The sequence below is a fragment of the Lysinibacillus sp. fls2-241-R2A-57 genome (assembly GCF_030209535.1).
Lineage (GTDB): Bacteria > Bacillota > Bacilli > Bacillales_A > Planococcaceae > Lysinibacillus.
The window spans coordinates 1-22,436 of record NZ_JARVRU010000006.1 but is presented as its reverse complement, the minus strand read 5'-3'; the positions used below and the strand labels follow the sequence as shown (position 1 = coordinate 22,436).

Genomic DNA, 22,436 nt, shown 5'->3' with positions numbered 1-22,436 from the left:
TCTGTCATTTTATGAGCTACTCATCTGAAGCTTTGGATGAAGCTTGTTAAAAAAGTATTCCATGTGTGGTTTTAAAATAAAGTTTGATCCTAAAGTTTGATAAGAAATCTTGTTAGTTAAAGCTTCTTATGCAACTAACGGTGCAGAATAACGTATGGATTATTTTGGTGTAATCTAATTAAGTGAGAGTGAGGGATAAATGAAAAAAATTTTAGTTGGAATATTTATAGGGGGAATTTTAGGCATTGGGAGCTATTTTCTATTTGGACAAAGTGTAAGTGAAGAAAAGCTCACTTATGAAGGGGAAAATGAAAATTGGAAAGTTGAATATACACTTAATAATATAGGTAAAGAAGAAGTGCAACGTTCTATTAACTAATAAGGGGCTGGGACATAACTAGTCAAAACCTTAAAAAGCGCCAGAAATCAATTTTATAAACGTTGATTTCTCGCGTTTTTTTGATGTGAATTTTTAAATTTTGCTTTGAAAATATACTTATGTCCCAGCTCCCTTTATTTTTTTCTAAGCAGTGTATCTCCAAGAGGGATTCCAACCACAACAACCAAAACCGTTAGAATTACCAGGGCTCTAAAAATAAAATACGCAACTTGATCGAACATCGTATCTCTCCTTCTTTTCTTAATAATTCCTATCTTATATTCTGTAATTATCCATCTCCTATTGAAGAGTCAAACAAAACTAATAAATCACAAAATCTTTGTGCTTTTTATAATATAGTTTACGTCATTACAACGTATGTATGCAGTCATCCCTTTTTAAATTTTGTGATCTTCAACAATAGGGCACAATTCTTGAAAATGAATTGTGCCTTTTTCAGCAATCGGGCCATTTAATGGAGTAAGTAAAACTTGTTTTCAAATATATTTCCAATCGTGATTTATTGAACTTAGTTACCAACAAATTGATTATTTAGAAATTCTACTTTACTTTTTTATTTGGTATGATTTATAGTTAAGTTAACTTAATTATTAAGAGAGGTTTTTAGCGTGGATAAAGATATAATTCAACAAATTAACACTTTACAAAATCATTTAAACGTTCAATTAGCAAGTAGATTTGAGCAGAAAATTGATAATCAATTAACAGCCAAGCAGGTTTTATTATTAGAGCTAATTCGGAAAGGTGTCACTTCCACAAAGAATTTAGCTTTACAATTGAATATTTCAACGAGTGCAGTTAGTCAAATACTTAATAAATTAGAAACTAAAGAATACATTATCCGCAGTATTAATAAAGAAAATCGTCGTGAAATCATTTTAAAATTGGGAGCGAAGGGCGAGCAGTATTTCGAAAATTTGCAAATACTCGAAGATGAAATCAATCATAATGTTTATGGACAGCTCCCCTTAGAAGATTTGAAACATTTGGCCCGTTTACTTGAAAAATTAAATTCGATTGTAGAAGGGAAATAATCTATATGTATGTAATTGATAGGGGAAAGTATATTTGGTTATTATTGTTGGGAGTTGTTTTATGTAGCAGTAAATTATATGCCGAAATTAAGGAGAGATTATGGAAGTAAAATTACGGAAATTCATTATTGCAGGCACCATTTTATATACAATTTTAATTTTATATTTTTTGTACTTTGCTTTTAATAGAGTAGATCATTCAACCAGCGATTATGGATATACATTTATGCTTGTTCCGGAAAAAGTCCCTCTTCGATTTCCAGAACCAACTTTTTCATGGTTATTCCAATTTGGAAACATTGCTGCTTTTATCCCTTTTGGAGTAGTAATTCCTTGGTTGTATCGTTTCAGTTTTGGGAAGTTCATATCCTTGTTTGTCTTGATGATTCTCGTTCTGGAATCGCTACAGGCTTTAACTTATCTTGGCAGCTTTGATGTAGATGATGTTATATCCAATACATTAGGTGCAGCGATAGGTTTTATCGCCTATAGAGTTGGATTTTCTTCAAAAATTTCTTATAAAAAGCTTATTGCTTCGGCTCTATCTATTGGTGTTCTTCTAGTTGGGGTAATCGTGGTCTCGGAAACTATCAATTATGTTGTAGCGACAAGAGAAAGCCCGATTCAAGCATTACACGATGTGAAAGAAATGAATGGAAACATGCCTATGGCTGAGAATCTTCTAAGTTTCACCGTAGCAGGTAAGAAAATAGAACCTAAAATGAACGTGTATAGCAGTGATGGGGATAAAAGCACATCATACACTTACGTCTTGGGGAACAAGAAAGATATAACACTCTATTCTTATTTTGGCATTCCAGACAATGGTGATTTCAAGGGAGAAGTCACTATCCTGGCAGATGGAAAAGTAAGAGCTCAGTACAATGAACAATATAATAATGGGGCAGAACATTTAATCTTACCATTTTTTGATAAGGTAAACGAAATTACGATTATCGTTTCCGGGAATGCTAAACTATGGGACGTTGGATTCAGTGAAATGAAGCATTGGTGGGAGTGAAGAATTAACATTATAAGGGGCTTCCTTTGCAATGTTTTCAACAAATATGGCACGACTGTAGAGCAGACAGACAGATAGAAAATAGTTAAACTTTTTTATAAAATCAAAGCTTAAATCTGCTGGATAAGAATCCATTTTGATTAAACTTTATTTCAAAGCAACAGTATTGTACATAATGACAATGAATTGAATAGTGATGAATTGGAACAAATAGCTTATTGGAACCTGAAAGAATTGGAGAGATAATCTTTAATTATTGGGATTAGAACTACATTGATCGAAATTTTCTTCTTCTACTAACGAGTGCGTTAGTGGAAGAAGAATTAAGTGATTTTAGGATTGATATCATATTATAGTTATTCCATTAAAGGGCGCAATTCTTGAAGATGAATTGTGCCTTTTTCAGCAATGGGGCCAGATTGTTTAATAACATTCTTAAAAAAACTTTACTAACATTTGTTGAAATATTTCCTTTAGCTTTTTTATTTAAGTAGTGAGTTGTATTTATATAGTAAAATGTCATATGTAATTTAAGCGGGGTATGAAGAAATTTTTATTGACAAAATAATTTTTTTCTGTAAAATGAAAAACAATTCAAAAATATTTGTATAGAACAAAGGCTATGAAAAGAAATAGTATCAATTATTTTTACGAACAGAAAGTTACCGGTTGATGAGAGGTGCATGTAAAACGATTGAGAATTCATCTTGGAGCTGTGTACCGAAAAGATCATTCTAAGTAGGCTACGCCGGTAAGCACCCGTAATCATGTGCGAGAGTATCGTCAAATGATCGTACTTCTTAAGGTAAGTAATGTGAATTGCTTATAAATTAAAGGTGGTAACACGAGTTGAATCGTCCTTTTGGTTAATCCAAAAGGGCGTTTTTTTATTCCTTTTTTGAGCAAAGTATTTGAAAATCTAAACGTATTAGGAGCAAGACATTATGAAAGAAAATCATCAAGATTCACAGCTAAAGCGCGGATTAAGTACTCGTCACATGCAATTAATTGCACTTGGCGGATCCATTGGGGTCGGCTTGTTTTATGGCTCTAGTTCAACAATTCAAATGGCTGGGCCATCTATTTTACTAGCTTATTTAATTGGCGGATTAGTTATTTTCACAATTATGCGTGCGTTAGGCGAAATGGCAGTAGAGGAACCTGTATCAGGCTCGTTCAGTACGTACGCGAATAAATATTTAGGACGCTTTGCTGGGTTCTTATCTGGTTGGACGTATTGGTTCATGTGGATTGTCGTTGGCATGGCAGAATTAACAGTAGTCGGTGTATACATTAACTACTGGTTCCCTGATATTCCACAATGGGTAACTGCCCTTGTAGTACTTATTATTATGACGCTTGTAAACTTAGCAAATGTAAAAGCTTACGGAGAATTCGAGTTCTGGTTTGCGATGATTAAAGTTGTTGCGATTATCGGTATGATCGTTCTAGGATTAGCCATTATTTTCTTCGGTGTTGGCAACCATGGTGAAGCAATTGGCTTCGATAATTTATGGGCACACGGTGGCTTCATGCCAAACGGTTTCCATGGTATTTTAATGTCACTAGTATTAGTTATGTTCTCATTCGGTGGGGTTGAATTAGTTGGTATTTCTGCAGGAGAAGCAGAAAATCCTAGCAAGTCAATTCCTTCAGCTATTAACAGCATCGTTTGGCGTATTTTAATTTTCTACATTGGTGCATTAGGTGTTATGATGGTTATTTATCCTTGGAACGAAGTTGGTTCAGAAGGTAGTCCGTTCGTTCAAATTTTCGATCACGTCGGCATCCCTGCTGCGGCTCACATTATTAACTTTGTTGTAATTACAGCAGCAATGTCTGCATTTAATAGTGGTTTATACGGTTCAGGACGTATGCTACACAACTTATCGGTACAAAAAAATGGTCCAAAATATTTTAAAACAGTAAGCAAAAACGGTAGTCCGCGTAGAGGGATTTTATTTTCTTCAGCGGTGTTATTAATTGCGGTTGTCTTAAACTATGTAGTACCTGAAAAAGTGTTCATCTATATTTCTGCTGTTTCGACTGTTGCAGTCATTACAAGCTGGATGATTATTTTATTAGCACAATTGAAATTTAGAAAGTCAAAAACGAAAGAGGAAGTAGCTGAACTGAAATTCAAAATTCCGCTTTATCCACTTTCTACGTATATTGCCATTGCATTCTTATTAATGGTTATTGTGTTAATGGCGTTTATTCCAGATATGCGTATTGCCCTATATGTCGCACCAGTTTGGTTTTTAATCTTATTTGTTGGATACAAAGTAATAATTGTTAAAAAGTAGTTAAATCATTTCATTTAACTGATACTTCTTCAACGAAGACATATATTAAAAAGTCCTTTTGGTTAACTCGATTGGTTACACCTATCTCAAGATTAATAATTTTTATACACTAGTCAACGTTAATAACGTTCCCAAATGAAAGCTTGGAAAGAAACCGAAATCCAAGAAATGCTGTTAAACCAACATTTCTTGGATTTTCCTTTGAATATTGTCTATACAGCTTTTTATGCAAATATATAAACGTTGCTACGATAGTACTTTTCAAAATTATTCAGAGTGTGTTATTTGAATGAAAACCTGTAAATTTGACGCTTTAAACCTGCATTTTATAATTGTTCCTATACTTCAATTACAGGGGCTTTAGTTGAAAACGATCTTCCGCAATCGGGCGCTTTCACCGAATAAGAATTGCTCCCTTTTTGTTTTTAAGGGCCATTTAATTTAAAGAAGAATGGTATTATCAGTTCATATGTTAGTCGTAAATCGAAGGAGCGAAGTCTGTTTGGAACAAAATAAAAAATTTAAAAATACTATTGAAACTGAAGAAGAATTACGTTCAATTATTGGATTTCCGAGTGAGTTAGTAATAAGAAAGGTGATTACAGATTTAGACCATCATTGCTATGATTTTATTTCTAAGTCGCCTTTTTTAGTGATTTCAACTTCTGATAATCTAGGTTTCTGTGATGTTTCACCAAGAGGGGATATGCCTGGCTTTGTTCGTGTACTAGATAATAAGCATTTAATTATTCCAGAAAGACCAGGAAACAAAAGATTAGATTCTATGCGTAATATTTTATTAAATCCGAAAGTGGGTCTTTTATTTTTTATTCCGGGATTAGGGGAAACACTCAGAGTTAACGGCAAGGCTTGTTTGGTAAAAGATGATGAACTACTTGAAAAGATGGCTGTTAAAGGACAAAAACCTATTGTAGGTATTGGAGTGGAAGTAGAGGAATGTTTCATACATTGTGCAAAAGCTTTTAAGAGGTCAAAATTATGGGAACCGTCCTCTTGGGCTAATAAGGAAACATTACCATCAGCTGCTAAAATTTTATTTGAACACGCTAAGATTCCAAACTCTAGTGTTGATATAATTGCTGAAAGACTTCAGGAAAGTTATACAAAAAGACTTTATTGAAAAGGTGTTTTTCTTAATCAATGCTCAGCAATGATCTTCAACAAACGGACGCTATTGTTCAATAATTAGGTTTTAAAATTAAATAACTTTATTGTCTTTTTTACATTATCTTTATCAGTAGGATCATCTATAATACATCCATCAGTATTGTTCTGGAGCCATTTTATTTAGTATCGCCTGCTTGCCTATCAGGGATTTGAAAGAAGAAGAAGGTTTTTTATTCATGTAAGGGTAATTAGTTGAATGATTTCTTAAGTCGATTCTCTTACAAAATAAGGTTTTTCTGTTAAGCTAAGAATAAAAAACTAAGAGGTGATTAAATGGGTACCTGGGGAAAAGGGATATTTGATGATGATATTACTTGTGAGGTGAGAGATGTTTTTATTGATTATTTGGAAGAAGGAAAAACCGTTGAGGAAGCAACTCAAATAATCTTAGAAGAATATTCGGATGAATTTAGTATTGATGATGACCAGGAAGTAATGTCTTTAGTATATATCGGTTTAGCTGCAATACAACTAGAGAGAAAAAGTCTTCAAGAACAAGTATGTAACAATGCTATTGGTTTAATCGAACGTGGTGCAGATCTTGAACTTTGGGAAGAAGCAGATCAAAAAGGTTATGAAGAACGGAAAAGAGTATTGAGTGAGTTTAAACAAAAACTACTTAATTATAAGTTATAAGGACTGTCGATAGATGGTCTTTTTTATACCTTTAAGTGTCGCAATTCAAGAGTTGTGGATTGGATTCTTTTTCAACTCCCACGAAAAGAACTTATTCATCTTTCATTTTCTGTGATGAAGTGCTGATTTTTGCGCTTTATGGATTGCTAACGGACAGATTAGTGGAGGAATAATGAATGGAGTAAAGAATTTAATTGTATATGAGGAGGGAAAGTTAATGAGTAAAAATTTACAGCCTTTTTCTATTGTGTTTTTGGGAATATGTATTGTTTTAAGTTCATGGCTAATTTCCCAATCTTTAATAACCAATCATGAAGGTATTAAAGAGACTGATAACGAACAAAATAGATATGATTTTATCACAATAACATCCGATTACTTTATCATTTTTGATAAACAAAAAGGGGAGTATTGGATGAAAATTGGTTCTTCCGATTGGGAAAAACAGCCATCTTTTTCTAATTTAACAGAATAGCTTTTTCTGTTGGATTATTATATGAAAATGTGCATTACTTTTTTGTTCAACAAACGTCAAAAAAATTGCAAGAATGAGATGTTAGCTTGTTAAATGAAGTTTTTCTGTTTTGTTATTAAATAAGGATAGAAAGGCATTTTCTAATCGAACTTCATTCCAAAGCTACACGATGTAAATAAGATGATTGGAATAGAGGCTCGCGATAAATCATAGCGTCACAGATCAGACCTTGGAGCAAGCCGGAAGAGGGATAGAAAGTAATCCTGAGTTAGGTGTTGAGCCAGTTTATGGGTCAAAACATACAAGTTTAATCGGGATTTTTTAAGCAAAGCTATTTACTTTTTTCTAATAATTCATTATAGTAAAGTTATACAACAAAAAAATATTGATTCATCTTCGGGGCAGGGTGAAAATCCCGACCGGCGGTAATGGAGTTGTAAATCGCTAATGTTATTGTTAAAATACATTGGCTCGAATGATTTACTAAAGACTCTTCAGCCCGCGACCTGTGCAAATAGTTTTTTGCATGGCTGACTTGGTGCAATTCCAAGGCCGACAGTTACAGTCTGGATGGGAGAAGATGGAGGTACGATCGTCATTCATTATTATGAATTTAGCTAAGTACGAGCGTTTTTTCAATGTGTCTTCACACAGCGCTTGCTCGAAAATAGCTAATTAATGGCGTCTTTTAATCATGCCTATTCTCCCTTATGCTCTTTTGGCATAAGGGTTTTTTCATGATAATAATTGATGAGGTCGTCACCTTTCTTCTTGCGAGATTGAATCAGCAAAGAGGAGAGAGTTTTCAATGAAGAAAAATGTGAAACTTCAATCGTTTATAACGATTGGTATGCTGAGCAGTATTTCGTTTTTATTAATGCTTTTTAATTTCCCAATTCCGCCATTCCCGGCGTTTTTGGAGGTAGATTTTAGTGATATGCCAGCATTGCTTGCTGCGATTACAATGGGACCAGTAGCTGGTATTTTAGTAGAATTCTTTAAAAATGTGTTGGACTGGATTTTCTCAGGCACGCCAACAGGAGTACCGGTAGGACATATCGCAAACTTTACAACAGGTATTTTATTTATATTACCAGTTAGCTTTATTTTTAATCGCTTCAAAACAGTTAAAGGGCTTGTCAGTGGTTTAGCTGCTGGAACAATCGTTATGGCAGTAGGTATGAGCCTTCTAAACTATGCAGTATTTTTACCAATGTACACTTACTTTTTAGGTATGGAACCTGTTGTAGGTGATTCACTATATAAAATGATTGTAGCTGGAATCTTGCCATTTAATATTGTGAAAGGTATTTTAATAACGGTCATTATGGCGTTACTATTCACAACGATGCGTAAATGGATTAATAATCAGCGTTCTATGTATATGAGTTAATTTCGTGAAAAAAAGTATGATTTAGGATAGTGTTCAAGTAAAGACACCTTATTGGACTGTTAAGTCTAGGAGGTGTTTTTTGTTGCTTAAATTTGCAATTGCAGATTTTTCAGAGGAAAAAGAGTTGCAGAATTTAAGCAAAAATACATTAGATGGATATAGAATGTTTTTTCGTGAATTCAAACGCTGGTCGACTGAAAATGAGGTATTAGATGCTTCAGGTGTCACACATGCCCATATTAAAAGTTACTTATTATATTGTAAAAATGAACGAGGGAATAATCCAACTACGATTAATGTTAAGCTAAAAAATCTCAATAACTTTTTCAACCACTTATTGGATAACGAGTATATTAAATCTAATCCGTGCAAAAAAGTAAAACGTCAAGAAACTGACTATCGTATCGAAGTATTCAAAGATTCGCATATTCAACAAATGCTTTCCTATTACAGAAGGTTGAGAAGAAAGGATCATGAATACACGGCATACAGAAATCACACTATTATTATCTTATTGCTCGGTACTGGCATTAGAATTGGAGAATTAAGAGGGATTAAGTGGTCAGATATTGATGAACAACATTTTCAGTTATATATATTTGGGAAAAATAGAAGGCAGGAAACAGTGCCATTAACAGATAAGGTTATTGATGAGTTAAACGAGTTAAAGGTTTTTTGTACTCGCTACTTTAAAGAATTGCCAGAATACGTCTTTGTTAACAGAGATGGCTCTCAAATGGCTTATGACTCAACTAAAAGCGTGTTTAAACGTCTGCAAATAGCTATGAACTTTAAAGATGTTAGATTGTCGGCTCATACGTTTGCTCATCGATTTTTAGTTAATGGAGGAGACGTATTCACGTTACAAAAGATTCTCGGAATCGCCCACGTTTAATATGACCTTTGTCTTTCTGTCATCAACTAATACCACCATTTTTATTACAATGAAATTCTACTTCTATGATATGAGAAGAAGTAACACCGTTTTGTGAGTATTTTCCACCCACAGTAATTAGAAAAGTACGCCCACCTTCTACCGTTGAATAATCGTATCCTGTTTGTATCCAATTACCGCTACCATTTTCAATTTGCGAAGAAATAGAGTTCATAGCTGAGAACAACTGTCTACCATCAGGTGTATTGGAATTTAACTGTGTTTCAAAAGAACCTTTAAAACTAATAATCGCTACATTTGAACTTGTATGTAATTCCACTGACTTAGGCACAATAGTTGGAGGATAAGCTTCGTTGTTTTTTGAAACTATAAATGAAGCATCTACTCTTTCTTTTAATATCTTTTCAAAATCCTTAACTTCAACCCAATATTCCTCTAAAAACTTAGATATAGGCTCTATAATAAAGTCTTCATTATATTCTGCATTAACTTTCTCTACAAGAGAAATATATTCCTTGTAATACTTTTCTTTTTGTTCTTGTGTTAAGTCTAAAGGAGTTGGTGGTACAACTACTTTGTCAATATTAGATAACTTTTTATTTTCTACTGTTTGTCCATCAGTTAAAGGTTCTGATGGTTCTACATTTTCTACTTTTTCATTTACACAGCCTGATAATAAGACAGTTCCAAGTAAAACTCCTGCAAATATATAATTTTTCAACATCTTCACCTCACGTAAATTAATTTAATGACAGAATAATTAGTTATTTTGTTGATTGTATCATATTTACAAATATTGGTGAATACATGTGAGGAAACATTTATGTATATTCATTAACTTTGTGAGAATGAGCTAGCTGAGTAGCAAGCTCTTAGAAGCCTTTAACGAGCCTGTGACCGTTGATAGTGAAGTGGGGGAATCATTTACACAGGCTGTTTGAATGGAGCTACAAAGCCATATGTTGGGTTTTGGGAGCGCTTGAGGAAGCATAACCAAAGGACTTGCATTTATGAAATTTAATCATAAACACAAGTTCTATTCTTATTGAAGGATAGCACCCGTTAGCCATTCATGTAGCGCAAAAACCAGCGCTACATCACAGAAAATGAAAGATGATTAAGTTCTTTCATGGGAGTTGAAGAAACGTATTTACTTAAATTCATTTGCAAATGCACCATTTTCGTTATGCAAGAAATATCTTCTATCATTAACCACATTATGGTAATCGATTTCTAAAAAATATGTTGCTTTACTTAGAACGTCATAAAAGAAAGGAACAAACTCCAAATCTTTAAAAACATAAACTTCTATTTGTTCGTCATTATTTCTATATGCTTCAAATATACGATGGTTTCCGTTGATACAATAAGGTTTGTTGTTGGTTAAAAATCGACTCTGAAGTACCATTACAGGATTTTTATGATTGGGTTTTATTCGATTTGGGTCTTTATTTATGTTACCTTGGTCAACAGCTTCAATTATATTCGATGGAGAAATCTTTATGGGTTTAATGTTTTTTTCTTTTATAAATGTAGTAGCCCTGTCTATGTCTAAGGTATACTCAAATACACCAGTCGTGAACTCTGCATATAACGAGAATGTCTCCTGACCAATTGGATGTATCACTGGGTAAGTTTCATATACAAGAGTTTGGTTTAAAATATCAGTCCATTTTGAGGCAACTTCAGCCCCATAGCTGGATTCTTTCCGTATTACTTGAATGCGTGAAATAAAGTGTTTAAAAGGTTTGAATTCCTGAGACTCTTTTTCGTATAATTCTATTTTACTTATCATTTAATATCCTCTTTGCTACTTTTGTATTTAGAGTAACCCTCTTCAACTCTTGAGCCCCGTTAGCCATCCGTGAAGCGCCAAAAATCAACACTTCACCACAGAAAATGAAAGATGATTAAGTTCTTTCATGGGAGTTTAAGTACAATGTTTCACAAATTGATAACTTCCTTGGAATTTAATACAACAAAAAGGTTCTAAAACCAAAGCCTTTTTAGTTAAATTTACCTTTTAAATCCACCTTCTGAATGAATAATCTGACCTGTAATCCAATCTGCTTCATCGCTCACTAGAAATTTAATAGTTTTTGCAACATCTCTCGGTTTTCCTATTCTACCGAAAGGAAACATCGGTTTTAATTCATTTTTTATTTCTTCTGTCATCCAACCTGTATCAGTTGGACCTGGATTTAATGCATTAACCGTTATTCCTAAAGGGGCTAGTTCAGCTGACAACGTAATAGTTAAAGCATCAACTGCACCTTTTGTTGTTGCATATGCTAATTCGCCAGGCATTGGTCCTTGAAACTGACCTGAAGTAATATTGACTATTCTTCCACCTGATTTCTTATCAAACCTTTGAGCAAATCTACTACTTAATAGTGTCGTTGCACGCACATTTACCATGTAATGTTTATCTAATTCTTCGGCAGTTAAATTAGAAAAATCGTTGTTGGTTGAGTATGCTGCGTTATTAATCAAGATATCAGGACTACCAAGTTGTTCAGAAACTTTATTTATAAGTTGTTCAGGTGCATCATGTTGAGTTAAATCCAACTCCATAAATGATACCTTAATACCTTTTTTTATTAATTCTTCTTTTAATTTAACGGGTTCATCTAATTCAATGCTCCAAGGCATTTTTTTATCATATTCCGTCCAATAAGTAACAAATATATGATAACCCGAATCAGCTAACTCCTTACAAATAGCAGCTCCTATCCCTTTCAGACGGCTTACACCCGTAACAATCGCAACTTTCCCTTCTAATTGGTCCATTATCATCTCTCCTATAACTAATATTACTTTACCATGATTGACCAAATTACTTATTGAACTAAACTGTCCGTTCGTTCAATAACTGAATAATCAGTCGTTTGGTATAGTTTAACACGTTTACAAATATTGGTGTATGGAAGAGTGAGCTTATAAAGCAAGTTATGAAGAGATTGCGGTAGCACATCACTAAGCTGATGTGCATTGTTAAGTCCAGAATAGCCCTCAGACGAATCGAGGATTAGATAGACATACACTTGGTTGCCTAGATTGCTCTCAGGTTGGTATTCAGAGATACACCTTCCTCAAATGAAGTGGTGTCACAGTTGAGCGTGGCATAATGAAGTGCTGTGCTAATAGAGTGTTTGCTACAAACCCTATGAGCAACGATAGCAACCGTAGTACCACTTATAAGCATATAATGAGCCAATGAGGGCAGATAGTGGAGCTGAGGAATCACTGACATAGGTTGTTTAATCGTTGCTACAGAGCTATGTGTGAAGCTGCTGGAGTGATTGAGGAAGCATAGCAAAAGGACTTGCATACATGAAGTTTAATCATGAACACAAGTCCTGTTCTTATTAAACTAAAGCCTCTGTTAACCATCCATGTAGCACAAAAACCAGCGCTACATCACAGAAAATGAAAGATGATTAAGTTCTTTCATGGGAGTTTAAATACATTTTTTATAATTTTCAACGCTCAAATTTTCCAATAAAACAATCTAGAACTCTTTGATAAATGCATTTAGTATAAGAACCAAAATCGCTAATACAACACAAATATTTACAATGACTATACCAATTTTGTTATCATTTTTATCTTTCTTACGCTGTTGTTTTATCTTTCTATATAAACCTTGAAGGTATTTTTTATTTTTTAAAGGCTCTGTTAAATTATAATGTTGATAATCGAATAATAAATTAAGGAAGCCCTGACGAGTTTCCTTGATTTTGATTCTCTATGGTTCAGAAATTCCATTTGCCAACAGTAACAGAAATATCAATATTGATAACGGTATCATAAATGTAATGTTTGAAAGAATACTGAACACCTTTACAGTTATATTTTTAGACTTGACCCCTAAAATTAATGACACAATAAACCCAATGTCTATCAAAACATATAAGAAAATTGGAATCCATAGATTTATATTCGGAGACCTAAATACAAAGAAAATAAATAATGCAACTAAGAACAAAACTAAAGTTAAAGTGATTGGATAAAACTCTTTATGTTGTTTCAATATATTACCCCCTCTCATTTTTTTGTTTCGATTGTAAATTATTACCTTCAATAGAGCCGAAAGAAAAATACCTTGGTGTTCATGATTAATTGCGTTTCAGAAAACAATTTATTTGTTGATAAACTAAATTGTTAAGTTAGCCATCCATGAAGTGCCAAAAATCAACACTTTACCACAGAAAATGAAAGATGATTAAGTTCTTTCATGGGAGTTGAATACCTGAATAATCAGTTGTTTGGAATAGTGTAACATATTTCCAAATGTTGATGCGAAGTGAACGTGTATGGATAACAAAAGATTGAATGTTATAAGCTCTGAGTAACAAGCTCACATAGCCATTTAACGAACCTATGAGGGTCAACAGGGAAGTGGAGGAAGTGCTTACACGGCTTGTCTGATTGTGCTATAGAGCCATGTGTTGTGCTGTAGAGAGATTGAGGATAGTAAGTGGTCCTATCTGAGCGGTTTTGGTTTAAAGTCGATCACTTATGCGTCCTGCCTGAGTGGTTTTGCATCAAACCCGATCACTTTTTCTCCTGCATAAATGGACAGTAATTTATCTGTAACGAAAACAAAGCGTCAGGTACAAGACTCCCGCCTCGTTAGGTGAGAGATTAACTGTCCGAAAAAGCCTGATTGGTGACAACTAATGATCAGTGGGGATGGAGAAAACCGCCACTGATTAAAGTTTCACTTTATCTAGTCGCGTTTAGTATTTTCGTGTAAAATAAGGAAGAGTTTAGAATGTTAGAGGAGTTTGAAGAGATGAGTGAAAAAAAGAGTCAGTGGTCTAGTAAGTTAGGCTTTATTTTAGCATCGGCAGGAGCTGCAATTGGACTGGGAGCAATTTGGAAGCTTCCGTATGTTACTGGACAAAGTGGTGGGGGAGCGTTTTTCCTTATTTTTGTTCTATTTACATTGTTGATTGGTTTACCGATGCTATTATCAGAATACGTTTTAGGTCGTGGTACACAGTCAGAGGCTGTGACTGCCTATAAAAAAATTGCACCAACAAAAACAGGTTGGGCATGGGTTGGCCGAATGGGCGTGTTGGGTTGTTTTTTGTTATTAACTTTTTACAGCGTTGTAGGAGGCTGGATTTTTATATATAGTGGGCTTGGTATAACTGGGGCTGTTATTGATCCTGCAAATGATCCTAGTGAATTATTTGGAAAGATTGTAGGGACGCCTTGGATTACATTACTAGGTTTAGGGTTGTTTACGCTGATAAATGTACTAGTCATTTCACTTGGCGTACAAAATGGTATAGAGAAGGCAAATAAGTGGATGATGCCTTTATTATTTATCATGTTTATAGTACTTGTTGTGCGAGCGGTAACATTAGATGGGGCAATGGAAGGGGTTAAATTCTTCTTATGGCCGGATTTTTCCAATATTACTGGTAAGGCTGTATTAGAAGCGTTAGGACAGTCCTTCTTTGGCTTAGCGGTAGGGTTTTCTTGTCTTGTGACATACAGCTCATATTTAAAAAAGGATGTGAGTTTGCCTAACTCGGCGGGCTCAGTTGTACTATTAACTGTACTTGTATCGTTTTTGGCAGGATTAGCGATTTTCCCTGTCGTGTTTGCTTTTGATTTAGAGCCTGCAGCTGGACCGGGCTTACTATTTATGGTTCTGCCAACAGCGTTTAGTCAAATGCCGTTTGGTGAAGTATTCTTAGCGATGTTTTTATTATTATTTTTATTCGCAACGTTAACTTCTTCTTTCAGTTTATATGAAATTATCGTAGCGGCATTTATTGAAAAGGGTCGTATGTCTCGTTCTACATTAACGATGTTACTAGGTGTAGTAGTCTTTATTGCCGCAATCCCAGCAGCGCTTTCATCAAGTACATTAGCGGATGTATCAATCTTTGGGAAAACGATTTTCGATGCAACTGACTTTTTAGTATCAAACTTAATGCTTCCGTTAGGTAACTTATTGATTGCGATCTTTATTGCGTATGTAGTTGATAAAGAGTTTGTGAAGAAGGAATTGTTGATAGGTAGTAAAATGGGACAGGGGTTCTATACAACGTATCGTCTACTGATGTTAATAGTAGTACCTGTTGTGATTATTGTTGTGTTAGTAAATATGCTTTTACAATATTAAAGAGAGTAGGTTGTATTTCATTTAATTGGAATACAACCTACTTTTTTATATTGATGGGTTAACGAGTGTTCTTTTCCTTTTATAAATGTATCATATCCATCTGAAAATAAGATTAATATATTCGAAAAAATCGATGTAATAAAACCTGACATACATATTGCGTTTTTTGTCCTTTTAATGTATTTTAATAACAGTAATCAAGAAGTGATGTTAATTAAAATTACATTGGAGTGGTGGAGAATGAAACATTATACAAAAGAAGATATTAGACGTCGAATAAAGGAAGAAAATGTGAAATTTATTCGCCTACAATTTACTGATATATTGGGAACGATTAAAAATGTGGAAGTACCAGTTAGCCAACTAGAAAAAGCGTTGGACAACAAAATGATGTTTGATGGCTCATCCATTGAAGGTTTTGTGCGCATTGAGGAATCAGATATGTACTTACGTCCGGACTTGAGTACCTTCGTGATTTTTCCTTGGACTGCTGAAAAAGGCAAGGTGGCGCGCTTTATCTGTGATATTGCTAGACCGGATGGTACACCGTTTGAAGGTGATCCACGCTCTAATCTGAAGAGGGTTTTAAAAGAGATGGAGGAGTTAGGTTTTACTTCATTTAATTTAGGTCCTGAGCCAGAGTTTTTCTTGTTTAAATTAGATGAAAAAGGACACCCAACACTTGAGCTAAACGATAGTGGAGGATACTTCGATTTAGCTCCGACAGACTTAGGAGAGAATTGTCGACGTGACATTGTATTAGAGCTAGAAGAAATGGGTTTTGAAATCGAAGCCTCTCATCATGAGGTTGCCCCTGGTCAGCATGAAATCGATTTTAAGTATGCAAGTGCTATCGAAGCCTGTGATAATATTCAAACGTTTAAACTGGTTGTAAAAACAATCGCTGCACAGCATGGACTACATGCAACATTTATGCCAAAGCCATTATTTGGCGTCAACGGTTCTGGAATGCATTTCAATTTATCTTTGTTTGAAGGGGATAAAAATGCGTTTTACGATGAAAATGCAGAATTACAATTAAGTCAAACAGCCAGAAGTTTTATGGCGGGAATTATAGAACATGTACACGGTTTTACAGCAATAACGAACCCACTTGTTAATTCCTATAAACGATTAGTGCCTGGCTACGAAGCTCCTTGCTATGTAGCATGGTCTGCTCAAAACCGTTCACCACTTATTCGAATTCCGGCTGCACGAGGACTTTCAACACGTATCGAGCTTCGTTCAGTCGATCCAGCTGCAAACCCATATTTAGCGATGGCTGTTATTTTAGCATCTGGTCTTGATGGAGTTCGCAAAGATCTAACACCTCCAGATGCTGTAGATCGTAATATTTATAAAATGTCACGAGCTGAGCGTGAATTAAATGGTATCGACAGTCTACCATCATCATTGGAAAATGCACTTATTGAACTAGAGATGGATCCTATTGTACGTGAAGCACTTGGTGATCATATCTTTGAGAAATTTACTGCTGCTAAAGAAATAGAATGGAATAAATATCGTACACGTGTCCACAATTGGGAGCGGGAAGAATATTTGAAAATGTATTAGAAGGAGAGTGTTGGAGCTTTGGTGCTCCGACACTTTTTTGATCCGAAATGTGAGGAATTGAGTGTCAAAGAAGAAGGCTATCCCTATTTTCCATTGATAGGGATAGCTATTTTTAGTTAGGTAGTTCACTTTGGATAATTAATTTGCGTTTTTCATCTGATAAATCCTGGTTAATAATATAGATATTATTTTCTGCAGAAAACCCATATATGTAAGGAGTTTCAAATTTCTTAATTTCAACCAGTGAATTATTTTTCACATGAAATAATTTGCTACAATTTTCATCATTATTATAAGAAAAGAACACTTGATTATTAAAATCTGTGTAAAGATTATTTGCAATTGACACTTCCGAAACAACTTCTTGAGTATGATTTGTCGAAGCGTCATAAAAAATCAGCTTACCATCACCAGTTGAAGATTTAGTAGGGTCGTCAAACGTTAGGTAAACCCATTGTTGATTACTAAGTAGCCTTGCCGAACCAATAAATTCATAGGAACTTTTAAATTCTTTTATTTCTTTACTTTTAACATCATACAAATAGAGGTATCCAAAATAATCTTTTTCATCAGTGAATAATATTTTTCCGTCTTTCGCAGACAAATTCATATTTCTGTATGTGTAGCTATTTAAATCATATATACTGATTGTTTCGTCTGTTTTGAGATTCTTAAGCAGAACTTGCGCTTTTTCATCTTTTCTGTCCATTTGAATCCAAGCTGCATAGTCTCCAATTAGTATGGGAAAGTCATTAGAAACATTTTCATCATTTTCTTTCGTCAATGGGTGAATTTCTTGCGTCTTTAAATTCATAAAATATGGATTCAGATACCCTCCGTGTTCATCGGAATCTACCCACAATAACCAAGTATCATTTAATTCTACCCTTTGAACTGATGGCATTTTGAATTTACTGTTAAAAATGGTTGTGTATTTCTGGGTCTTTCGATTGTATTGAACAATTTTATTATCAAAAGCAGGACTCTCTTGATCTACACTCATATAAATATAGTCAGCATTACCCTTATATGAGTTGATATTAGTAAAAGGTACGTCCACTGTTTTATTAAAATCTTTATCAATTATTTGGTAATAGTTTGAACTTTGGGGTTTGATTAAAGATCTATTTGACTGTACCCCATTATATACGGCTTTAAAAACAATAAATAGGAATATAGCTGCACATGAAAGTATTATTGTTCTCTCAATTATTTTCAATTGAATCTCTCCATTCACATCGATTAAAAGCAGATCTCGCTGTCTATGAAAGGGTTGAAATTTGTAACATCTACTAAAGCTCGATAATTTGTCCTGTTTTAAAAGATTGTAATTTTTCTTTTAAGACGGTTTTGAGAATGTTAAATCCTTTTGTTCCAGTACAATGGCAAGAATACATACAGTCAATCTTCATTTCATTTAATGTGTTACCAATGGAGATAACTTCTTCTCGGGACTTTCCTAAAGTGTTAACTATGGGTAGACCAATTAAATGAAATCCGCCGATAGTTGCGTTGATATTCTTATTTGGAAATTTTTCAGTTATAGTTTTAGTTATGTTTACAATTCCATGATGACTACAACCGCTAAATAGTACTAACTCATTTTCGTTTTCAATCACTAACACGATTTCGTGATTGAAATCATCTAATTCCTTCTTAGCCCCTTTATAAAGATTGTTCGTATATTCATTCGTAGGAGCTAAATGAATAATATGAATTCCCTTTGTAAGTTCTATATCATCGTAAATAAACTTCAGACGATTATCGAAATTTTTTAATGTATCCTTTGCTCCTACATTATGATAATAGGGTCCAATTTTTAGCCAATGTGATTCTAAGGCATTCGAAGACAAATAAATGGGAGCATGTTTATTTACTTCATCCAAATAACTTAATCCTCCAATATGATCAGAATGCCCGTGTGAAATAATTACTGCATTCGCTTTATTTAAATCGATACCTAATGCTTGTGCATTTTTTATATAAGAGTGATCGGGACCTAAATCAAAAATAATGTTCATTTGTTCGGTTTCTATATACAATGATAAACCATGCTTTGCAGTTAATTTTTTTTCTAACTTCGAATTTTCGAGGATAGCAGTAATTTTCAAAAAAAAACCTACTTTCTAATGAAGATTAATCATGAATGCTAGACATATTAATTTAGTATATTGTTGAAACTCTTTAATTTAATTTTTGTTAAATGGATAATATTTCATTATATCATGTTTTATTTTACCATATGAATGAGTTTTTAACTGTCTTTATCAACCAGGGGGGAGTCTTATTTTATTTTTAGGGTTATTAGGTTCTTAAACACATTAATGACCTATTCTTACTACGAAAGCATTTTGTTGAGACAACTACTTCCTTTAGATCTATGATTAGAAGAAACGGGGGAAAATGTATGACGCAAGCGACTCAAGTAGTAACAATACAAAACAATGATATTTTGCAATTTGAACATGATATTAATAACGCTCTATTAGATTTAAGCGACTATTTAATAGTTGATATTAAATATAATACGTTATATATAGGGGAGCATACTGTTATACATTCAGCATTAATTATTTATAAATAATTGATTCAAAGGGGGATATAACTTGTCAAAAATATATTGGGTATCCATTGCTAAAAGAACAAATGAATCTGAAGAGGAGCGGAATGTCATTGAAACAATATTTGCTAAGAAATCGGAGCTAAAGGATTTTCTAGAAAAAGAAGGCTATTGTAAGTCAGCGAAAAATCAATATATTAAAATTGAGGACGAATTGATATACGAAGCGGCTGTTGAAAAAGTAAAGATTAAATAATCGATATGATAAGTGGTTACCCGCAGAAGAAAGGGAAATACCTGTGAGAGGTAATGCCAAGCACTAAGTATACTTTTCTAATTTTTGGTGTCCATAGGTATCTCCCTACTACCATTAATTAAAAGCTACGACGATTCAATTATTGGAATAATGATAAAAGAAATTGCCTATCTTCAGGGAAAGATAATGTTAAATCTAATAATTCATCTTTTGATTTCCACGCAATTTCATAAATCAATTCATCGGGATCATGTATCATCATTTGTCCACCAGTAATGATCATCTCGAAATAACGAACTTCCACTGCATCATTATTTTTATGTAACACTTCTCTGATGATGTCTACTACAAATCCGGTTTCTTCATATACCTCGCTTTTACAACATGACTCAAAATTCTCAGTAGCTTCTTTTCCACCTGATGGTACGGCCCAAGATTTAGCCTCTTCTTTAGTACCTTGCAAAACCATTAATAATTGATTGTCTGCATTGAAGCAAATTCCTGCAGCTCCTTGCCATTTAATCAATATCAAAACCTCCAATCCTTTCACACTGTTTAATACTAATTTTAACATATACTGGATGTTGTTGAGAATTAAGGCTGACATTTGTATTAACGTATGATTGGTTAACCTACGTTCCGACTGGGCGACTTCTTGGGGATTAGTGTTACAGATGAGACCCTGCAGCGAAGCGGTAGCTACAAAAGCGCCCAGTCCGAATGAAAATCAACACCAAGATATGGTGATGTACCAATAAAAAATAAAGCTTTCATTTTAACCAGTCCAAAGATAGCATAAAAAGACAGGATTAAATAATTCGAATATTTTATGCTATAAACAAGGAGTGAGAGCACTTGAGTTGGATAGAGTCGATTCAAAAAGCAATTAATTATATCGAGGAGCATTTATTAGATGACATCACAATGGAGAAAATTGCACGAGAGGTAAATTCTTCTGTCTTTCATTTTCAAAGGACGTTCTCAATTTTAACGGATATGTCTATTGCAGATTATATAAGACGAAGAAGATTAACTTTAGCAGCACAGGAATTAATAAATACAGAGCAAAAAATAATCGATCTCGCCTACAAATATGGCTACGACTCTCCTGAAGCTTTCACAAAGGCATTTCGTAAGCAGCATCACGTAACGCCTAGTGAAGCAAGAAAGAAGCAATGTCAATTACAATCATACAATCGCCTGGTCATCCAGGTAAGCTTGAAGGGAGCAGAACCAATGAAGTATAAAATCGTAGAAAAAGAAAAGTTTCAAGTGGTCGGAGTAAAAAGAACGTATAATTGTCAAAATGGTGAGAATACGAGAGAAATCCCTAAATTTTGGGATGAGATTAACAGCAAGGGGATGGATCATCAATTATTTTCATTAAATAATGGAGAAATTAAAGGGGTGCTTGGCGTCTGTGCACCAAATGTCAGCGAACAAAAAAATGGTTTTATTGATTATTGGATTGCAACGGATCATATTGGGGATGTTCCAGAAGAACTGAAAGCAATGGAAGTTCCAGCATCAAAATGGGTTGTGTTTGAAGTACATGGTCCTATGCCGGATGCTATGCAAAATACTTGGAAACAAATTTACTCTGAATGGTTCCCATCTAATCCATACGAACCTACTGGAACGGCTGAGCTTGAAGTGTACTCAGACGAAAATCCATTTAGTCCTGATCTTTATTCTGAAATTTGGATTCCGATTAAGTAACAGAAATGAAAGCAGCCAAGAATGTTCATTAGATAACATTCTTGGCTTTTATTTTTTTACATTAATTTATTTTCTGAAAGAGTAAACGTTAATGTCATAAAAAGATTCTGTTGATTCTTCATATTCTTGAAATGTTCCTTCAAACGTAAAATTCAATTTCTCTACTACTTTTATAGAATTACTATTACCAGGCTCTATTTTTGCTACAATTTTAGTGATGCTTAAAGTGGTGAAAGCAAATTCAATCAAAGCGGAAATACATTCCGGCGCATAGCCCTTTCCCCAATGTGCTTTAGCAAGATCATAGCCAATTTCTGCAGTAGCACTTTCTACGTCAAATGAATTGAATCCACAAGAGCCGATAATCCCATTTGATTCCTTCTCAATAATTGAAAAACGAATAGCCCTATGCTCCTCGGTCAATTGATCAAAAAGCTCAATCATTTCCTTCGCCTGTTCTTCATGTGTGAAATTTGCGATATTCATAAATTTTGTAACTTCAGGGTCTGACCAAATTTTAAATAAACTATGTGCATCAGCCATCTTCATTTTTCGTAAAAATAATCTTTTTGTGTAAATTTGTTCGATCAATACTTTTACCTCCAAGTTTTTAAAGCGTCTGGACGCAATTATGCCGAGGCATAATTGATATAAGTTTGGATGAAAAATATTGCTATCTGCGCATAATTCAGTCCCTTCAAATTTTATGTACTATTATACAACATTTTAATATTAAACAATAATTCCAGTAATTTCTAAAGTGTTATACTGTATGAAGATATCAGGCGTGTTGATTAGGAAAAAATAGGTTTATTATTGATCGATGAAAGGGT

The 22,436-nt window shown here is 34.0% G+C and carries 21 protein-coding genes, 1 riboswitch and 1 other annotated feature; of the genes, 14 read left to right on the top strand and 7 right to left on the bottom strand.

What is annotated here, in order from left to right; translation table 11 throughout:
* Positions 1 to 199 precede the first annotated feature (199 nt).
* From QRN68_RS01705 to QRN68_RS01665, 9 genes are all read left to right on the top strand, one after another.
* Positions 200 to 379, top strand: a complete 180-nt coding sequence (locus QRN68_RS01705) for a hypothetical protein (protein WP_285394890.1) — start codon at positions 200 to 202, stop codon at positions 377 to 379.
* A gap of 629 nt (positions 380 to 1,008) precedes the next feature.
* The gene (locus tag QRN68_RS01700; protein WP_285394889.1) at positions 1,009 to 1,434 is read left to right on the top strand and encodes a MarR family winged helix-turn-helix transcriptional regulator; all 426 of its coding nucleotides are present in this window, start codon (positions 1,009 to 1,011) and stop codon (positions 1,432 to 1,434) included.
* 100 nt (positions 1,435 to 1,534) lie between these two features.
* Entirely contained in the window at positions 1,535 to 2,455 is a 921-nt protein-coding gene (locus QRN68_RS01695) for a VanZ family protein (protein WP_285394887.1), read from the top strand.
* A 613-nt stretch (positions 2,456 to 3,068) separates the two neighbouring features.
* Positions 3,069 to 3,320: a binding site (T-box leader), on the top strand.
* 79 nt (positions 3,321 to 3,399) lie between these two features.
* The gene (locus QRN68_RS01690; protein ID WP_285394885.1) at positions 3,400 to 4,761 is read left to right on the top strand and encodes an amino acid permease; all 1,362 of its coding nucleotides are present in this window, start codon (positions 3,400 to 3,402) and stop codon (positions 4,759 to 4,761) included.
* A gap of 502 nt (positions 4,762 to 5,263) precedes the next feature.
* Complete coding sequence (locus QRN68_RS01685; RefSeq protein WP_481817420.1) at positions 5,264 to 5,902, top strand: pyridoxamine 5'-phosphate oxidase family protein; 639 nt, start codon at positions 5,264 to 5,266, stop codon at positions 5,900 to 5,902.
* Between the two features lie 320 nt (positions 5,903 to 6,222).
* The gene (locus QRN68_RS01680) at positions 6,223 to 6,585 is read left to right on the top strand and encodes a MarR family transcriptional regulator (protein ID WP_285394883.1); all 363 of its coding nucleotides are present in this window, start codon (positions 6,223 to 6,225) and stop codon (positions 6,583 to 6,585) included.
* Between the two features lie 217 nt (positions 6,586 to 6,802).
* Positions 6,803 to 7,060: a hypothetical protein gene (locus tag QRN68_RS01675; RefSeq protein WP_285394882.1), complete on the top strand. Its 258-nt coding sequence runs from the start codon at positions 6,803 to 6,805 to the stop codon at positions 7,058 to 7,060.
* Positions 7,061 to 7,448: 388 nt separating this feature from the next.
* Positions 7,449 to 7,646, top strand: a riboswitch (FMN riboswitch).
* Between the two features lie 222 nt (positions 7,647 to 7,868).
* On the top strand, positions 7,869 to 8,453 hold the full coding sequence (locus tag QRN68_RS01670) for an ECF transporter S component (protein WP_285394880.1): 585 nt from the start codon (positions 7,869 to 7,871) through the stop codon (positions 8,451 to 8,453).
* Between the two features lie 82 nt (positions 8,454 to 8,535).
* Positions 8,536 to 9,348: a tyrosine-type recombinase/integrase gene (locus QRN68_RS01665; protein WP_285394878.1), complete on the top strand. Its 813-nt coding sequence runs from the start codon at positions 8,536 to 8,538 to the stop codon at positions 9,346 to 9,348.
* Between the two features lie 22 nt (positions 9,349 to 9,370).
* Here the strand turns inward: QRN68_RS01665 and QRN68_RS01660 are convergent, their stop codons facing one another.
* From QRN68_RS01660 to QRN68_RS01650, 3 genes are all read right to left on the bottom strand, one after another.
* A complete protein-coding gene (locus QRN68_RS01660) occupies positions 9,371 to 10,069 on the bottom strand; it encodes a hypothetical protein (RefSeq protein ID WP_285394876.1) in 699 nt (232 codons plus the stop codon).
* Between the two features lie 429 nt (positions 10,070 to 10,498).
* The gene (locus QRN68_RS01655) at positions 10,499 to 11,143 is read right to left on the bottom strand and encodes a hypothetical protein (RefSeq protein ID WP_285394874.1); all 645 of its coding nucleotides are present in this window, start codon (positions 11,141 to 11,143) and stop codon (positions 10,499 to 10,501) included.
* 221 nt (positions 11,144 to 11,364) lie between these two features.
* Positions 11,365 to 12,138 carry an SDR family oxidoreductase gene (locus QRN68_RS01650; RefSeq protein WP_285394872.1) on the bottom strand — a complete coding sequence of 258 codons (774 nt, stop codon included), beginning with the start codon at positions 12,136 to 12,138 and terminating at the stop codon, positions 11,365 to 11,367.
* Positions 12,139 to 14,146: 2,008 nt separating this feature from the next.
* Between QRN68_RS01650 and QRN68_RS01645 the strand changes: the two genes are divergently transcribed.
* Together QRN68_RS01645 and glnA are read left to right on the top strand one after the other, a co-directional pair.
* Positions 14,147 to 15,493, top strand: a complete 1,347-nt coding sequence (locus QRN68_RS01645; protein ID WP_285394871.1) for a sodium-dependent transporter — start codon at positions 14,147 to 14,149, stop codon at positions 15,491 to 15,493.
* Between the two features lie 240 nt (positions 15,494 to 15,733).
* The gene (gene glnA, locus QRN68_RS01640) at positions 15,734 to 17,068 is read left to right on the top strand and encodes a type I glutamate--ammonia ligase (RefSeq protein WP_285394870.1); all 1,335 of its coding nucleotides are present in this window, start codon (positions 15,734 to 15,736) and stop codon (positions 17,066 to 17,068) included.
* Positions 17,069 to 17,180: 112 nt separating this feature from the next.
* Here glnA and QRN68_RS01635 read toward each other — a convergent pair whose 3' ends face one another.
* Both QRN68_RS01635 and QRN68_RS01630 read right to left on the bottom strand, forming a co-directional pair.
* Complete coding sequence (locus QRN68_RS01635) at positions 17,181 to 18,287, bottom strand: hypothetical protein (RefSeq protein ID WP_285394868.1); 1,107 nt, start codon at positions 18,285 to 18,287, stop codon at positions 17,181 to 17,183.
* Positions 18,288 to 18,360: 73 nt separating this feature from the next.
* Positions 18,361 to 19,179, bottom strand: coding sequence for an MBL fold metallo-hydrolase (locus tag QRN68_RS01630; protein ID WP_285394867.1), 819 nt, complete (start codon positions 19,177 to 19,179; stop codon positions 18,361 to 18,363).
* Between the two features lie 296 nt (positions 19,180 to 19,475).
* Between QRN68_RS01630 and QRN68_RS01625 the strand changes: the two genes are divergently transcribed.
* Together QRN68_RS01625 and QRN68_RS01620 are read left to right on the top strand one after the other, a co-directional pair.
* Positions 19,476 to 19,652, top strand: a complete 177-nt coding sequence (locus QRN68_RS01625) for a sporulation protein Cse60 (RefSeq protein ID WP_285394866.1) — start codon at positions 19,476 to 19,478, stop codon at positions 19,650 to 19,652.
* Positions 19,653 to 19,674: 22 nt separating this feature from the next.
* Entirely contained in the window at positions 19,675 to 19,884 is a 210-nt protein-coding gene (locus tag QRN68_RS01620) for a hypothetical protein (RefSeq protein WP_285394864.1), read from the top strand.
* Between the two features lie 139 nt (positions 19,885 to 20,023).
* On the opposite strand, the gene QRN68_RS01615 is transcribed toward QRN68_RS01620, so the two are convergent.
* Entirely contained in the window at positions 20,024 to 20,410 is a 387-nt protein-coding gene (locus tag QRN68_RS01615; protein WP_481817419.1) for an NUDIX hydrolase, read from the bottom strand.
* 329 nt (positions 20,411 to 20,739) lie between these two features.
* Between QRN68_RS01615 and QRN68_RS01610 the strand changes: the two genes are divergently transcribed.
* Positions 20,740 to 21,603 carry an AraC family transcriptional regulator gene (locus QRN68_RS01610; RefSeq protein ID WP_285394862.1) on the top strand — a complete coding sequence of 288 codons (864 nt, stop codon included), beginning with the start codon at positions 20,740 to 20,742 and terminating at the stop codon, positions 21,601 to 21,603.
* 66 nt (positions 21,604 to 21,669) lie between these two features.
* Here QRN68_RS01610 and QRN68_RS01605 read toward each other — a convergent pair whose 3' ends face one another.
* Positions 21,670 to 22,194, bottom strand: a complete 525-nt coding sequence (locus QRN68_RS01605; protein WP_285394860.1) for a GNAT family N-acetyltransferase — start codon at positions 22,192 to 22,194, stop codon at positions 21,670 to 21,672.
* Positions 22,195 to 22,436: the final 242 nt, after the last annotated feature.

Excerpts from the sequence above, each read along its gene's own strand:
- QRN68_RS01705 (WP_285394890.1), top strand. The coding sequence starts at position 200 with ATGAAAAAAATTTTAGTTGGAATATTTATAGGGGGAATTTTAGGCATT.
- QRN68_RS01695 (WP_285394887.1), top strand. The coding sequence starts at position 1,535 with ATGGAAGTAAAATTACGGAAATTCATTATTGCAGGCACCATTTTATAT.
- QRN68_RS01690 (WP_285394885.1), top strand. The coding sequence starts at position 3,400 with ATGAAAGAAAATCATCAAGATTCACAGCTAAAGCGCGGATTAAGTACT.
- QRN68_RS01680 (WP_285394883.1), top strand. The coding sequence starts at position 6,223 with ATGGGTACCTGGGGAAAAGGGATATTTGATGATGATATTACTTGTGAG.
- QRN68_RS01675 (WP_285394882.1), top strand. The coding sequence starts at position 6,803 with ATGAGTAAAAATTTACAGCCTTTTTCTATTGTGTTTTTGGGAATATGT.
- QRN68_RS01670 (WP_285394880.1), top strand. The coding sequence starts at position 7,869 with ATGAAGAAAAATGTGAAACTTCAATCGTTTATAACGATTGGTATGCTG.
- QRN68_RS01655 (WP_285394874.1), bottom strand. The coding sequence starts at position 11,143 with ATGATAAGTAAAATAGAATTATACGAAAAAGAGTCTCAGGAATTCAAA.
- QRN68_RS01650 (WP_285394872.1), bottom strand. The coding sequence starts at position 12,138 with ATGGACCAATTAGAAGGGAAAGTTGCGATTGTTACGGGTGTAAGCCGT.
- QRN68_RS01645 (WP_285394871.1), top strand. The coding sequence starts at position 14,147 with ATGAGTGAAAAAAAGAGTCAGTGGTCTAGTAAGTTAGGCTTTATTTTA.
- glnA (WP_285394870.1), top strand. The coding sequence starts at position 15,734 with ATGAAACATTATACAAAAGAAGATATTAGACGTCGAATAAAGGAAGAA.
- QRN68_RS01625 (WP_285394866.1), top strand. The coding sequence starts at position 19,476 with ATGACGCAAGCGACTCAAGTAGTAACAATACAAAACAATGATATTTTG.